General features: G+C 38.8%; 14 protein-coding genes and 1 tRNA gene. 1 reads left to right on the forward strand and 14 read right to left on the reverse strand.

Features of this window, described 5'->3' with window-relative positions:
- Nucleotides 1-52 precede the first annotated feature (52 nt).
- From H6G79_RS26970 to H6G79_RS27030, 13 genes are all read right to left on the reverse strand, one after another.
- The gene (locus tag H6G79_RS26970) at nucleotides 53-2,083 is read right to left on the reverse strand and encodes a DUF3854 domain-containing protein (RefSeq protein ID WP_190594468.1); all 2,031 of its coding nucleotides are present in this window, start codon (nucleotides 2,081-2,083) and stop codon (nucleotides 53-55) included.
- Between the two features lie 239 nt (nucleotides 2,084-2,322).
- Nucleotides 2,323-2,682 carry an AlpA family transcriptional regulator gene (locus tag H6G79_RS26975; RefSeq protein WP_242048567.1) on the reverse strand — a complete coding sequence of 120 codons (360 nt, stop codon included), beginning with the start codon at nucleotides 2,680-2,682 and terminating at the stop codon, nucleotides 2,323-2,325.
- A 211-nt stretch (nucleotides 2,683-2,893) separates the two neighbouring features.
- Nucleotides 2,894-3,154, reverse strand: a complete 261-nt coding sequence (locus H6G79_RS26980; RefSeq protein WP_190594469.1) for a hypothetical protein — start codon at nucleotides 3,152-3,154, stop codon at nucleotides 2,894-2,896.
- A 69-nt stretch (nucleotides 3,155-3,223) separates the two neighbouring features.
- Complete coding sequence (locus H6G79_RS26985; RefSeq protein WP_190594470.1) at nucleotides 3,224-3,550, reverse strand: XRE family transcriptional regulator; 327 nt, start codon at nucleotides 3,548-3,550, stop codon at nucleotides 3,224-3,226.
- A 611-nt stretch (nucleotides 3,551-4,161) separates the two neighbouring features.
- Entirely contained in the window at nucleotides 4,162-5,220 is a 1,059-nt protein-coding gene (locus H6G79_RS26990) for an RNA-directed DNA polymerase (protein WP_190594471.1), read from the reverse strand.
- A gap of 20 nt (nucleotides 5,221-5,240) precedes the next feature.
- Entirely contained in the window at nucleotides 5,241-5,585 is a 345-nt protein-coding gene (gene avd / locus H6G79_RS26995; protein ID WP_190594472.1) for a diversity-generating retroelement protein Avd, read from the reverse strand.
- A gap of 82 nt (nucleotides 5,586-5,667) precedes the next feature.
- Nucleotides 5,668-6,534: a formylglycine-generating enzyme family protein gene (locus H6G79_RS27000; protein ID WP_190594473.1), complete on the reverse strand. Its 867-nt coding sequence runs from the start codon at nucleotides 6,532-6,534 to the stop codon at nucleotides 5,668-5,670.
- A gap of 174 nt (nucleotides 6,535-6,708) precedes the next feature.
- A complete protein-coding gene (locus H6G79_RS27005; RefSeq protein ID WP_190594474.1) occupies nucleotides 6,709-8,718 on the reverse strand; it encodes a formylglycine-generating enzyme family protein in 2,010 nt (669 codons plus the stop codon).
- Complete coding sequence (locus H6G79_RS27010; RefSeq protein WP_190594475.1) at nucleotides 8,715-9,809, reverse strand: VWA domain-containing protein; 1,095 nt, start codon at nucleotides 9,807-9,809, stop codon at nucleotides 8,715-8,717. The genes H6G79_RS27005 and H6G79_RS27010 overlap by 4 nt, the downstream gene beginning before the upstream one ends.
- On the reverse strand, nucleotides 9,806-10,774 hold the full coding sequence (locus H6G79_RS27015; protein ID WP_190594476.1) for a MoxR family ATPase: 969 nt from the start codon (nucleotides 10,772-10,774) through the stop codon (nucleotides 9,806-9,808). The genes H6G79_RS27010 and H6G79_RS27015 overlap by 4 nt, the downstream gene beginning before the upstream one ends.
- The gene (locus H6G79_RS37690; RefSeq protein ID WP_190594477.1) at nucleotides 10,771-11,751 is read right to left on the reverse strand and encodes a hypothetical protein; all 981 of its coding nucleotides are present in this window, start codon (nucleotides 11,749-11,751) and stop codon (nucleotides 10,771-10,773) included. Before H6G79_RS37690 ends, H6G79_RS27015 begins: the two co-directional genes overlap by 4 nt.
- A gap of 55 nt (nucleotides 11,752-11,806) precedes the next feature.
- Nucleotides 11,807-13,393, reverse strand: a complete 1,587-nt coding sequence (locus H6G79_RS27025) for a CHAT domain-containing protein (protein WP_190594478.1) — start codon at nucleotides 13,391-13,393, stop codon at nucleotides 11,807-11,809.
- 11 nt (nucleotides 13,394-13,404) lie between these two features.
- Nucleotides 13,405-13,791 (reverse strand): trypco2 family protein, encoded by a 387-nt coding sequence (locus tag H6G79_RS27030; protein ID WP_190594479.1) that lies wholly within the window; start codon nucleotides 13,789-13,791, stop codon nucleotides 13,405-13,407.
- Between the two features lie 377 nt (nucleotides 13,792-14,168).
- On the opposite strand from H6G79_RS27030, the gene H6G79_RS27035 reads away from it, so the two are divergent.
- Nucleotides 14,169-14,278, forward strand: a tRNA-OTHER gene (locus tag H6G79_RS27035).
- A gap of 310 nt (nucleotides 14,279-14,588) precedes the next feature.
- On the opposite strand, the gene H6G79_RS27040 is transcribed toward H6G79_RS27035, so the two are convergent.
- Nucleotides 14,589-15,137: a Uma2 family endonuclease gene (locus H6G79_RS27040; RefSeq protein ID WP_190594480.1), complete on the reverse strand. Its 549-nt coding sequence runs from the start codon at nucleotides 15,135-15,137 to the stop codon at nucleotides 14,589-14,591.
- Between the last annotated feature and the right edge of the window lie 380 nt (nucleotides 15,138-15,517).

Consider the following 15,517-nt stretch of genomic DNA (forward strand, 5'->3'; position numbering starts at 1 on the left):
TGAAATGCCTGAGCCTATTTTATTAAGTCAGATTTTTGCCAAGCTTACTTCTTTAGGACGTATTCATCCCGTTTCTACAGGTGTTGAACCCTCGTAAATTGGCTACGGTATTGCTACCATATAGTTGATTAGTATTCTCTTTGTCCACGCCGATTGGCACTTGACTATCTGGAGCGCAAGCATAGTTATTATTCAACCAGTCAGCAACAGAGTTTGTTTGCAGTAAGGCTTCTAATTCATTTTGTTGTCTAATTCCGCTATTATCCACTTTATAAAGTAGAGTATGTCTGATTTCATCCTCTGGAATACTTAGCAGGTAGGTAGTGAAACCAGCTATTTGTGCGGTAAGCTCTTCTAAAAAATTAGTATTAATATTGGGTAATTGACGGTCAAATTTAAAAATAATTACACGTCTATCAATCCCAGAATCATTGGTAGGCAATACAAAATTATTTGCAGTTATCATTACCATTCCTTTATAGATGGCACTAAAAGCTCTTTCATATTTCTGCTCAATACTAATTTCATCTCCTCCGGTAATATTTTTCAAAATTTCTAAGTTACCTCGATAGCGGTCAGCATCACTTATACAAACTAACCGTTTGTCATAAATATTAGCCGTCTGAAATTGGTTGTTGTTGAGAGAGCTAAGAGTTAAACAATGACTAAAAAGACTTCCGACTAATGCGATCGCTAGTTTCATGGCTGTAGATTTACCGGTACCTCCTAAACCAATAATGAGGGCAAACCTATGAAGTTCCCACATACCACGTAATACAGCTGCATACCAACATATAAGGAGATGCTTTTGGCTTGGGTTATTTTCAAATATAAAATCCATCCATTCTTCTATCTTGCTCCAATCAGTAGCGTTAGGGTCATGCTCCCTATCAATAATGTTGCGAAAATAATAGTTGGGTGAGTGAGGTATTAGTTTATTTGCTTTTAAATCCAAGACTCCATTTTTAAATGGCAGCAAATTATTGAATGAATCCAGGTAATCTTCAATAAGTAGTTCTGATGCCAGCAATTTCATCACGCCTTCTGGATAGCTTGAACCAAAACCTTGAGTGGGATAATTGTTTTTAACTTGCCTAATAATTTTTTTTAAAATTACTTCTTTAGTTGCTATACTCCAATAGCCATCCTTATATTGTATCCATCGGTTCAGCTTGCAATCAAATTTTAAAGTATTTAATTGAGGTGCTAGTATTTCAGCCATTAATGAATGTTCTGGCAGTTTTATCTTCTTTGCTTGTTCATGTTTTTCTTCATGTTTGAACTGTTTTTCCCATTCCTCAATTCTCTGTGCTTTAGCAATCTCAATATCAAATGCTGGTTTGCCATTAGCTACGATAAAATCATCCATACCTTTACCCCTCGACTCATCCCACATAACTACTAGAACTTTGCATTCACAGTTGCATAAAGCTTTAGATAATCTGAGCAGTGCTTGTCTCACAGAGTTTTTGCGAACAATATCAGCATCAAAGCAGAGGTAAAAACTTCTCCCTGGTTTTGCAAACAGTGCTAAATGACTAACTAGCTTTCCATCATCTAAGCCCATTTCTACGCCACACAAAGCGAATGTAGGGTATCCATGTGTTAGCCCTGCACCTGCTTTTTTGCATCCTTCGGTGATAAATACTGGAATGGAGTTATCTTGAATAATGTCTGACCAATAGCGTGGATTTCCTGTATTCAAGCAGATAGCATCATATTGAGCTTTGGAAGAAAGATATTTAGCTGGTTTATCTGATTTGGGAAATTTGATTGGCTTATTTGGCTTGAATTGTCCGTGCATCATTCCCATCGGTAATCCATTTCGAGGATTTATACCGCTACACCACCAGCCAGGTAAATAAGTATATTTCTTCCAACCTAAATGCTCTGCTATTTCCTGCTGATTGTTAAGAGATTTGACATTGAGACGGGTGATATCTTCTGAAACTCCACTATCATTTACCCACTCATGTAAATGTTTAGGGTTTAGATGGCGATAAGTATTTTCAAATGATGTAGATGTGGTAGATAGATTAGCAATATCACTATCGCTAATCTTAGGGTTATTTGATATATTCATGAGAGAAAGTATTATTTGTTTAGAAGAGCCATTAGTGTAGTGCGAAAAAAACTGCTAACTGATGGCTTTTTATTTTGAGAATCAAATTGAACAGCAAAAAATTACCCTACTTGCAAGTATGGCTTCACTTTCTTCTTGATTCAGTGTTGGGTGAAATACTTTACTTATTTATCCAAAACACTAATGAGTGTTTATTTGATTACCAGCGAAGAGTTGTATAGCTTATATTGCTACATGACTTAAGAACGAGTCTGTCTTCTTTTTCGTTGGTTAGAGGCTAAGTACGCCAGATAGTTATCAATTGCTCGCAAGTGAGCATTAGGATTACTCACATGATTTTGTAACCAATCCAAGACCAGGGTAACGTTATATCTCACTACTCTTGAGTTGAGAACTACCCAATGAATATCTTTTTGCAACTTTCCTTGAAGTCTATATCTTTTCAGCGTGTCGCTAGATAAGCCAGTTAGCTTAGACACTACTTGTTTAGTTACGAACTGATAATGTTGAGAATCTAAATTAGATGTGATGTTAGGGGATGTGAGCATATCTGAAGAGTTCTTTTGTAGAGTTTTTTCGGTTTTAATTTCTGCTTGCATTACTTTTCTTTCAGCTAATAATCACGCTCTAAATAGCAGATATTGTTGCAATTTAGGGCTTTTTGGAACCTTCATTAGCTTATGAAAAGTTATATCAAAATGGAAAAATTTGCTAATAATTTGTCAAATATTACGAATTTGTTACATTTGTTTTCGTAAAAATGCCCCTAATCCATTAGGGGCATTGGCTGTGTGTATGTAGTGTCAGAAGCTATTGCACTAAAATCTGACGGCTGAGAATACTCATGAATTCTCCTGGGTTGCCTGTGGGTAGCAGTTGGCTCCAATCTCCAACATCTGCGTAGCCAATAACCTGTAAGTAGTGAATGGTGCTAGTTACAGCTTTGGAAGAACCTATCAGAAGATGTTTGAGGGGTTCTCTGAGAGGTGCTGTTTGGGAGTTGATTTGACTGGGAATGGGTGCTTTTGAGCCTTCAGAATCAGAATTAGGTAAAAAGCTGTTAGGTATCATGATTAATTAGCAGCAAACAATTTTAAATTACAATAAAGTTTGCCAACTACCAAAGTCAAGGTCATGAGTCTAACTATTAAACTTATTGTTTAGATTAAACAGTGCTTGCAAATGCGGAGGAATTTTTTCATCAATGACTTTTTTGATTTCCAAAAGGGCATCAATTTCAGCAAGTCGGTCTAAATACCTCTGCTCTGGTTGTCGTGGGTTTTCTCGCGCAAACCAAGTTTTGACAAGCTGTATGGATACACCCAACAATTCAGCTAGTTGAGCTTGGGTTAGTTGGTATTTTTCAATAAAGTCGCGGGGATGCAAGGTATTACAGCGAATGGAGCGCATAAATTTTAGCAGCTTTAGTACCTGCTGGTAATCGTACCCCACCTCACTATCATTCATAAAATTAGTTTAATAATTAGACCAATTTTACACCTAGTTAAGTTGAATTAGCTAATATCAAGGTTGATGAATGAAACACTTTGATGTTTGCAAGCAATATAAGTAGGTGGACACAATTATTTAGAAAACGCATTTCGACTACGCTCAATGCTCGCTAACCTTATTCCAAGAGGGTTGAGCGCAGTCGAAACCCGGCGACTCAAGTTAGGTTTAATTTAGTCCTTCCACTTAACTGAGGTAATTTCTCTCCATTAAGTTGGTTACTTGATTTTCTAGGAAATGAGGAGTGGTGTGAAAAGTCAAATTAATACGTGGATGGTGAGGCAACTGTTCAGCAAGCTTACCAAGCTACCCCACCGAGTTTGATTTTTGGATATCGTCACCGACATCACAGGAACAGGCTGGACTCTTCGGTTGCACTCTCGACAGATTCCCACCTGCCGACTCTCGCTGTAAAGAGACCTCCCAACACCGCAGACAACACGAAAACCAATATTGTTGTTGATGTTGTCGCGCTCCGCCCTATTGTTGTTGTTACGAGACGCAGAACGGCAGTTTTTAGGATTGTTGTTCCAGGAACCGCCCCGCAGTCGGGTTCGCCTGCCCCTTCTCTACTCCCTCGACCATGCGAGTAAAGTAAATATCTGTTGGCGCAGATGCCAAGTATCGCCATGTCCTAAATGAGCGAACCAACTTTGTATAGATTGATTCACTTTTTCTAGTTGAATCCTACCTTGAGTATAGTCTGTTTGCAATCGCTTGAGTCTGCGCCTTGCTTGATGTAAATTGCTATTTCGTACTCGGATTTTCTCTGCAAATATTCTAAATCCTAAAAAGCTTGTACCAATTTTCGTTTCAAACAATTGGCTTTTAACTGGGTGAATATTGAGTCTTAATTTAGTTAAATATTCTTCTACTGCTAGTCTGGCATCTGCTAATAATTCTCGTTCATCGCTAAATAGAGCAAAGTCATCGACATAGCGGACATATTTGGATATTTTTAGCTGTTCTTTCACAAAATGGTCAAAGCCATTTAAATAAATATTTGCAAAAAACTGGCTGGTTAAATTTCCAATTGGTAAACCTTTTTTACGGTTGACAGGAGTAAGTAAATCATCTCCTGGAAAATAATCAATTACTGTTTCTTGTTCGTTACTGTTGTCAATAAGAGTATCAATTAGCCACAATGTATCTGAGCATTTGATTTTGCGGCGGATTAGTTCTTTTAAAATTATGTGGTCAATAGTAGGAAAATATTTCTTGATATCACACTGAAGTATGTAGCGGCTATTTCTAGCAAAGTGAGTAAATTTTTTCAAGGCTCGATGTGTTCCAAAACTAAGCCGATTAGCATAAGAATCAGCTATAAAAGTTCTCTCGAAAATTGGGACTATGATATTACATAGCGCATGGTGAACCACTCTATCACGATAGGGTGCGGCTGAGATGAGGCGGCTTTTGGGATTTATCAGGTGAAAAGTGCGGTAAGCTCCTGGCTGATAAGTTTTATCTGTTAATTGTTTCTGTAATCTTATTAATTCCGTCTCCAGGTGATAGTTAAAATCTAAAACGTTATCTCGAAATCTCTTGCCTTTTTGCGCTTGACGCGATGCGAGAAGTATATTTTCAAATTTAATGATTTGTGGGTAAAGATTGCCGTAACGCTTCATTATATTTTATTCAGATACAATTACTGTTCTCTATTTCTTTGCTTCTTTATCCATCCACCTAGTTCTGTACCAATTTCATCTATTAATTTGATTGCATATTCATATCGCTCTACTGACATTTTATTAAAGTCGAGTAGCATTCGTGTTTGGTAGCGTAAAATATCCAGTTTGTTATTGAGTGATTCTAATTGAGGCAGTTTACTTTTGGCATATTTAGCTTGAATTAATCCCTCTAATAAATCACACAGTTGATTGATGATTCTATCCCCTAATGTGAATTTATGAAATTTGGGCAACCTCTCAATAATTGGCACATACCATTTAATACAATCATAGGTCTTTTGGATGACCGATAATTCTTTCATTGAGTTAATAAATTTTAATATTTTTGTCAAAAAATTCGACGAGCCATAAGGCGACAAAAGAAAAGGGAAAAAGTATAAAGTGCTACTGGAGAATCCTCCCAGCAGCACACACCACACGAAAACCAATATAGCTGTTGACTAAGTCGCGCTCCACCCAATCGTCGAAGTAACGAGACGCAGAACGGCAGAAACTAGGATAGTAGGGCCAGGAACCGCCCCGCAGCACGGCATCTCCTTTTTTTTGATAAAGGTTATTATTATCATCAAACCATGCACTCCCATCCTTCGGCGCACCTTCATAGTTAGTATGCCAGTCGTCTAGACACCATTCCAAGACGTTTCCGTGCATATCGTATAACCCAAAGGCGTTTGCTACTTCAAAGCTGCCTACTTCTGTTGTTTCCTTTCGATAAATACCTTTTGGCCCTAAACCATAAGAACCTGACCAGTTTCCCTCTTTAGGGTCTGTACCGTAATAATTGGCTAAATCAGTTGTGATTGTTTCGCCAAAATGGAATGGGGTGGTTGTTCCGGCTCTACAGGCATACTCCCATTCTGCTTCACTAGGCAGGCGGTAGGCTCTTTTTGTATGGGCAGCAAGGCGGGCGCAGAACTCTATTGCATCGTACCAAGACACTTGCTCAACTGGTCGATTTGCACCTTTAAATTTGGATGGGTCGTGGTCTAGCTCTTGATTAAACTGCGTATGTAGTGCTGCTACGGCTTGCCACTGTGCTTGAGTAACTGGATATTTACCCATGAAAAATTGCTGAATGTTTACTAAATGCTGAGGGCTTTCTGAATCACTACGCTCTAGTTCATCTTCTGGTGAACCCATCAGAAAACTACCCCCTGGAATTAGCACCATTTCTAGTTCGATTCCATTACCCAAGTCTTCTACATAATATTGGGCTGTTTTTTGTGTTCTGTTTATAACTATTTTTGGCATTGATTACCACTAGGTTTACTTTCTGGCTTGATTGTACGCTTGCGGAATTCCCTGGCATAAATTTGAAAAAAATTTTTAAACGCTCCGCTTCCCTTCGGGACGCTTTGCGAACGCTACGCTAAAACAAGGAAAAAAGAACAAGTGTAAAGTGTAAAAGGATAAAAGTATAAAGGGCTACCGGAGAATCCCCCCAACACCGCAGACAACACGAAAACCAACATCGAGGTCGATGAGGCCGCGCCCCGCCCAAGCGTTGCTGTAACGAGACGCAGAACGGCAGTTTCCAGGACTGTCGTTCCAGGAACCGCCCCGCAGCACGGCTCTTCCTTGTTTTTGATAAAGGTTATCATTATCATTTTTAAACCATGCACTGCCATCTTCTGGTGCACCTTCATAGTTATCGTGCCAGTCGTCTAAACACCATTCCCAGACGTTTCCGTGTATATCATATAATCCAAAAGCGTTTGCTACTTTAAAACTGCCCACAGATGTAGTCTGTTTTCTGTATGTTCCTTCTACACCTGCACCATAAGCTTTAGTAGCATCATAGTTTGCCAATTCTGATGTGATTGTTTCGCCAAAATGGAATGGGGTGGTTGTTCCGGCTCTACAAGAATACTCCCATTCTGCTTCACTTGGGAGACAGTAGCTTTTACCTGTATATTGGGAGAGGCGGGAGCAAAACTCCACTGCATCGTACCAAGACACTCGCTCTACAGGTCGATTTGCACCTTTAAAGCTAGAAGGGTCAGGATCTAGCTCTTTGTTAACCTGTGGAAATCCTGCTACAGCTTTCCACTGTGCCTGTGTTATGGGATACTTACCCATGAAAAATGCTGGGACAGCTACTTGGTATTGTGGGCTTTCATCATCATAACGCTCCGGTTCACCAGCAGATGAACCCATTAAAAAGCTACCTTCAGGAATAGCTACCATTTCTAGCTGAACATTATTCCCTAAGTCCTCGATAAAGCATTGGGCTTGTCGGCGACTATGGTGAATATCTAATTGAGAATAATTTACCTGGCTTTGAATAACATTCTTAAAATTTATTTTATTAACTTTTTCGCCTAATACTTCTGATAAAACTTTCCACAATTTACTAGCAACATTACTTATATAGCTTGTATTGTAATTGTATGATTCTGCTATTTGGTCATAACTTTGATTTGATATTGTTGCTTGTATAATTAACTGTTCAATGTGATTCAAATTCTTTTTTGTCTGGAGAAATACTAAATTATTAGCAATTGCTATAGTACGATTTGTATTTGATATATTCGATTGCTTAATGCCTGTAATAGTTGCTACTTTAAAATCAAAAGATTGCAGTTCTAAAACTATCTCCTCCTCAAAAGAGATAACAGCTACTTCAAATTTAAAAGTTTTTAGTTGAGGGAAACCTTTAATATTAACAACTTTCGGTCTAGAAGATTGCACAGCCTCTGCCAAAACCTGTGGTAACAACTTTTGTGGAAATGTCAGTTCCTCATCGTCTATTTGATAAGAACGATTTAGCTCATCTGAAGTAACCAACTCTGGTGTTCTTAAAATTCGCTGCACCAGTCTTGCGTAATCTAGCAAATTTGGTTCTTGCTCTAACTGAGGTGATAACTCTTCTGTAATGCGTGCTAATCTTAATAGTTCGGCTCGAATACCAGACTCAGAGCCAACTTTACTATCTGTGCTGCTACTAGTTTCTATTAGTTTTTGAGCAATTTCTTGTACTGCTTGTTTGCATTGTTCATCACCCAAATATACCATCGCTGCCCATCTTTGAGCTTCTATTTCCTTCTGCCGTCTTCCTGGGTTAAGCCGATGTAAATAGCTGACATAACTATATAAAACTTGCGCGACTTGCTGCATTCGCCGTTTACCAAAACGCAAGTCTTGTTTCATTTCCTCTAGCAGATATTCCCGCACATGGGTATCCATTGCGTAAAGTTCATACCCAACTTGACTGCATAAGTCAGACAACAACAGGTCAACTTCTGCTACCCAAGGAACTTGCTCACCGCGCAGAAATTCATTACGTAAGTAGTTGACTAATTCTGGAGTTAGCACTAAAGGTAAAGCAGCATGATAAGCCAGTAACCGATAAGATTCCTCAAAACGGCGAACGAATCTATCTACTGCTTGTTTCGCCAGTTCTCGTAATTGTGCTGTATCGGTTAAATCTGTCATGGAAAAGGTGAATGTAAGTGTTGTAGAGGTTGTCCGCGCACAATATCAATAGCATTACTCAAGCCATTATTATCCATCTGATACATTGGCATTAAATTAGCAATAATTTCTGCCGAACTGCCAAGCCACCGTTCTTCAGGCATAGGATTTAACCAAGCAATTAAAGAAGTATGTCGTTTGAGTTGAAATAAACAACTGGTAGTTGCTCGTATTCGCTTTAACTCCCGATACCCCCGTGCTGCTCCAGCATCACTGACAATTAAGATGCTAGTTTGATTATCGCAACTGGCTAATACTGTTTGTAAGGCAATTGGTTCTGTTAGGTAGAGGTCTTTGTAAACACTGGCAGCAGGTACGTTATGGAAATAAAATACATTTACTTTTTCCTGTTGCAAGTCGCTTTCATAAAGTGCCGTTTCTACTAAATCACGGGTGAAGCGGTGAAACGGAGTCATTGAGCCATTTTGGTCAAGCAGCAGTAACAAATGGGCGTGGTTTTGTTCTCGTCTGCGGTAGACTGGAGCTAAGTAAAATCCTTGGCGAGTGGCTTGCTTAATAGTTGCATCAACATCTAAAACATCCAATGGCCCATCACTAACAGGTCGGCGGAGATATCGCCAGTTATAAACCATTGAACGCCGAGAAATAGGATAGTAAGTCTGTAATGTAGATATATCCTCGTTTTCCGCAGGGGTGAAAGGTGCGCGAATTGGGAGTGATGCTAGTTCTGGCTGAGGTTTGATTTCTGTTACCGTTTCCTGAGAAGGTGGCGGCGATGTTGTTTCTTGGGGTTTCTCCTCTGGTTCTAGATGTTTTTCTGGTTTTGGTTCTCTCTGGGGTTTGTTTTCAGGTATTTTTGGGGTTGAATTGACTGGTAGAGATTGCCAAATGGGGTCAAATTGACTTTGTTCTGATGGAGAGTGACACCATAAAATTTTTAATGTCTCGGCTAGTTCCTCTGGAGTGTCCCCAAATCCGCCTTCAACAGCTTGTATTGCAGCTAAAAGTTCCCCTCCGCCAAGCTGAAAACCACTTTGGCGCAGACGAATAAAGGCGCGAGTAATTAAATCTTGGGGGTTAAAGGAACTCATGAGGCTTTGGCATATTTCTTCCAGTCTTGCTGAAGCTTAAATAATAACTCTCGATAGGGAAGTATACTGTCTTTTTTCAATTGGGTTGCGCTGTAGGGTTTTGATTCAAAGGTATGGAGTGCTTTCAACCAATCAAGAAATTCGCTAGTGCCTGGTTTCTTAAATAGTCCACCTTCATTCCATATAGCTAGAAAACGGTCAATTGCATTCTCCACCAACGCATTAGGCGGGGGTGTTTCTTGATAAATTTGATAATGCTTTTCGACGATTTCCTGCAACCGCTTGGAATCATTGGGGAAGTCTACATAATGATATAAACAACGCCGCAGAAATGGTGCAGGTAAGTTACCCTTTTCTTTATTGCTCGTGATAATTACAATTGGTTTGTGTGTAGCTGTAATTGTTTCTCCTGTTTCTTTAATTTTGAACTCCCAAGGTTCATCTAATACAGTTAGTAAATCATTAGGAAAATCCAAATCTGCTTTATCAATCTCATCAATTAATACGACTGCGGGATAATCTTGTAACTGAAATGCTTTACCTAAAGCTCCAAATTTCCGGTAATGTTTAGGGTTAGCAGGATTGCGGTTTACTATTTCTTCTTCGTTGGTTTCTACCACATCTACTGGTGATTGTTGCTCTACTTTTTGCGTTTGCACATCATGTAATCGCAAAATCGCATCATACTCATATAGTCCATCTTGAGCTTTAGTAGTAGAGCGCACATCCCAACGGTAGAGGGGTAATCCTAACTCATAGGCAACAGCCGAAGCTAGGCGAGTTTTACCACAACCAGCATCTCCTTCTAATAATAATGGTCGTCTGAGATAGATGGCTAAGTTTACTGCTTTTTTTAATTCTGGAGAAACAACATAGGGTTCTGGATGTTTTGGCGATTCGGGATGTGGATTTTGTGGGCGAAGTTTGGGATTATTGGTAAATTTTAATTTTTCAGATATTGTCATATTTTAAACTTGTTTTCTAAAATTGAACAAACAACACTGGGTGTTCCTTCACTTTCACTATGAATCTGATTTGCTAATTGTAAACTTCTTGAATTGGAAAATCCTTGAAATTTAATTAGCCAATTTCTTATGTCTTCAACAGTCCAGTCTGGTAGAGGAAGTTCAACAATTTTGCGGCAGTCAAATGTATTCTGGAAGCAGAAATAATCTGATAAACAAGAACAATCAGGGAAAACTTGACTTTTGGCAATGAGCGCAACAATAAACCTAATTTTACTATACTCTTGAAAAACCACTTCAAGCTCGTCTATTAAAACATTCCAAAAATTTTCTATAAACCAATTTAAAAATTCTGCTTTGTCAGGCACACTATCCCAATTCTCTATTTTAATGAAAATAGTGCTACCACCTTGCAGTGATGAGCAAAGTATTTTGATACTCTTATAAAGAGGAGTTTCTAAATCTTGACTTAAATGACTAGATAATCTTTTAGAAAACTCAGTTTCATTAAATTCGGAAACGGGCGACTCTAAGTTAATTGAATAAGGTCGAAAATCACCAATAATATCATTGCCAATTTTGCGATCGCTAATCATTAAATCCAAAACTTCATTGAGGCAGTATAGACCTTTTTGTTTTGTAAATCTTTGTAAAAATAAAAGTATGGCTCCACTATTGTCACCTAACTGAGAATTGACGGCTTTAGCAATTTTTTTACCAAGTTCATTATCAATCTTTTGGAAGCTTTTTTCTAGACTTAGATGCCTTACATTAGAATTCTCCTCTTTTGAATCTAATTCTTTAAGCTTGGCTTCTAATTCATCAATTGTTTCGAGAATAGCTTCAGCCTGATTATTTAACTTCAGTTCATCAGCCTTACTAAGTGTTCCTATTAACTGAGATTCAACAGCAGCTAATTCTTTTTGCTTGTTAGCTAACTGACTACTATAAAATTTTCTCCTATTATTAGCTACCACAATCACTATTTATAATAATTCCATGTATCAGTAATATACAAATTTTAAACTAAGTTTATGATAATTGTATTTTTGCTTCTAATTCTTCTATTTCTTTCATAATTACCTCAGCTTGATTTGTCAATTTCAATTCATCAACTTTGCTAATTGTCCCTTGTAACTGAGATTCAATAACAGCTAACTCTTGTTGCTTTGCAGTTATACGTTTTTTGTAAAATTCACTTTTTGAATGCGAAGGTGCTTGTCGGTTTATTTGGCTTTGTGGAAGTGTAACTGGAGGAGTGGGTAATGATTGAGTTATCACATCAGATTGAACAAAATAATCTCTAACTAAGGGCAAATCTTGAGTAAAGAGTTGTCCGCCTTCGTTATCCTCCCAACGCAGATACAGCACAGGACGATACCATTGATTACCTTCAATCCCCATTGCACTTTGTCCTCGCCGTAATGCGATCGCCAATGGCTCTTTTTGACCAAGTGATTGGTAAAAGTCTTTAGAAAAATCACTAGCAGCATTCACGCCTACAGAATACTGCATCGCCACTACAGCAGGAATACCTTGACCAATTAACTTTTGTGCTACTCCATTAAAGACAGTATCACTCACACGAGACATTCCACTTTGACAAGCACTGAGAACTACCAATGCAATTCCGTGTTCTAAATTGGGTTGCTCTCGACGTTCTAAATTACCCAACAGTTCGCCAAGTTCTTTAGCACTTACATAGTCAGCAGTGCGATCAGATTTCTCAAATACCAGATAACCTTGGGCTTCTCCTAATGGCGCACCGCATTCACAATGAGTTGCTATAGCGAAAGCCGCTTTTCTACATCCTGCTTCATTACAACGTTTCCCAAAAAAACCATGACCATCAAAATGGATTACGTGGGGAACTGCTGTATTTCGACGCTCTACCAACCTATTTCTAAGAGCATTCCAGGTTGGGGGGTCAAGATGTTCTAGTTGGATTAATCCTTCATTTTGAGCCTGTTGCAGTCCTTGAGCGATCGCTGTTCGTTCAGTATCAGGTAACGACCTTAACCCCATCCTGCTATCACTTGCACCGGATGAAATCAACAATACACAGAGATTTTCAACGTTTGGTAGATTAGGACGAGGGCTGTTATAGGCAATATAACGAGAGAAAGTTACTCCCTGATGTGCCAGAAAGTCATAATTGTTATGAAGTAACTCCCAAGGATAATCGGTCAATCGGAGGTATTTGGGGTCATCTGCGGGAAATCTGAGACGAATATGTAACCAAGTGCGATCGCGTTTAGCATCTGCTATGGCTGTGTCAAGTATCTTTTGAATATCAATACCTATTATTTGATAGAGCTTACGCCCAATAGTAGTTAAATAGTGAGGATGAAAAGCATTTCGCTCTGGCAATAGAATTTGTTCTCGTACCATCCAGGCTTGCTCATCTTCAGAAAAGTCATCTTGAGCAAACCTTGTTAACTCTAAAATTTTGACGACAGTAAAACGTCTATCAACACTATTTGCGATCGCATCATCTATAAAAGGTAGAGTTGGTTCATAATGTACTTCCCCTGATGAACCTTCCACAGTCACTTTAAAACGATTTTGCTTATCCTCTATTGGATAGAATCGCAGTTCCAGCAGGTTATCTTTACTCATTTGTCTGCAAATTAGTCAACGAGGCGTTCATTCAGGTTGGTTTGAGCATCACCTTTGAGTAATGCGTCAACAGTTGTCTCCAAAAATTTCTGCCACTTTTCCGGATTTTCTTTGTAGTAGGCTTTGAGAATCTGTTCTTTAGTTAACAGTGGAGAGAGTTGCACTTTTACCTTCTGCACATCATCCCGACTAACTTTTCCTGATGCTTCACCTCCTCCAAATTGGAGAACGTTTATTTTGACCCCACCACCACCTTCTTTTTTAACTGTGACCTGTAGTTCCAACTCTACAGAATCTACACAGAGTATTGGTGTATCATTTTCACTTTTGGGGTAAGTAGTCAGTAGTTCTTTTTTCACTTGCTGGATGAATTCTGCTAGACCTATTTCGGTAGACATATCAAAATCCTTAACAGTAATTAATATATGACTTATAAGATACAAGAAATTGCATGAAAATACTGAAAATAATTGATAAATTTCAAAATACGCTATTTTTGATGATTTTCCTTTTTAAAGCGCCAAAAATTTTAGTAATTTATTTAATTTCATACATAATATCCTAAATTACACCTGGCTTCTGCTTAAGCGTAGCTTAATATGTGTGTCTGAAGCGATCGCATCTGTTTCATCTACAACCAAACAGATGTCATTGAGTCATTAGCGACAAAGGTATATACAAAATTATCCTAAGTCTAAAGGAAGCTACTCATCACGACTTTTAAGCGGCAGTTGTATGTAACTAAATTAAGACGAGATTATATAAAATATATTTTGGGTGTAAATTGGGTGTAGAGTTTTACACAAAGCTCAAAAGTATTGAAAAATCAAGCTACTATTCACCTTCCCAAGGTGAACGTCGTGGGTTCGAGTCCCATCGCCCGCTTTTCAGTATTTTACCCCACCCTAACCCCTCACAAGTGTAGGTTTTTAACAGAGTGATGAGTAGCGACTCTAAAAATCACGATTTAATCAGAGTTCCACCCCCCTCACACCCTTACACCCCTACACCCTAAATCAAGGTTTTTGGGGCATAACGTAAAAAACCTACACCTGTCAGGGGGATTAAGGGGGGTAATTGGTTTTTATAGTTTTCATCTTAAATTGGTATAAGGGTGTAAATCACTGTAGATTTGAATCCTTGACTTTGATGTATTTCATGACCTTAAGGCTTAAATTGTATCAGCCATGCTTCACTAGCCCAGCAAACGAGCAACTTCAACCACTATACTAGGCAACGCCAGTGGAGTTAACACACCTGTAGAAACACGCACAACTGACTGATATTCTCCATTTTGTGCATTTCGATGCACCCACAATTGAGTATTGACTATATCCAATACCCAATAATCTTGAATCCCGCCTTTGGCGTAGAGCTTGGCTTTTTCGTCTAAATCGTAAGCTAGTGTAGAGTTTGAAACCTCAATTAGCCAATAAATGTCCTCTGGTTCAGGATGGCGTTCATCGTAGCGAGATTCTGGGGGAACCGCGACGCAAATATCCGGTTGTGGTTCACTATAATTCGGCAATGTAATTGGTGCTGCTGAGAAGATGACGGCTTGATTTTCTAACAATTGTTCTAGATACTTCACGCCTCGTCGATATGTTGCTCGATGAATCGGAAGTTCTGGAGGCATTTCTAAAATCTGCCCATCAATTAATTCTACCTGTCGCCCTGCCAGCAAACCGCTTGCGATCATCCGATGATAGTCTTCAACTGTCCAGTGGATGAGTGTTCTGGTCATGGCAATTGTGCAGTTGGCTTGGCTATCTTTATTTTACTTCGTAATTACAAGAGTCTAACTGAACTAAGGTTCTAGGGTGTTAATCTCTGTTCTTTTATAGTCCTGGTATAGTTTCAGGACTTACGCAAAATCATGAAAAAACGAACCGCAAAGAACGCAAAGGACACGAAGTTAAGAGGATTTGAGAGGGTTATTGCGTAAGTCCTAAGTTTCTTGAGCGTCTTCTAGACTGTATTTTGCCCAAAGGTAGGCGTACTTTTTTTGCTTGATGTCAGCTAGGAATGACACCCAAGAATTTTTATGCAAAATGGGATGTCAATCATGAAGCGATCGCTCTCCGTATCCTAAATTGTCTTTTGATTGCATGACGTAACGCCAAA

It is taken from the genome of Anabaena sp. FACHB-83 (genome assembly GCF_014697485.1).
In the GTDB taxonomy this organism is placed as follows: domain Bacteria; phylum Cyanobacteriota; class Cyanobacteriia; order Cyanobacteriales; family Nostocaceae; genus Nostoc_B.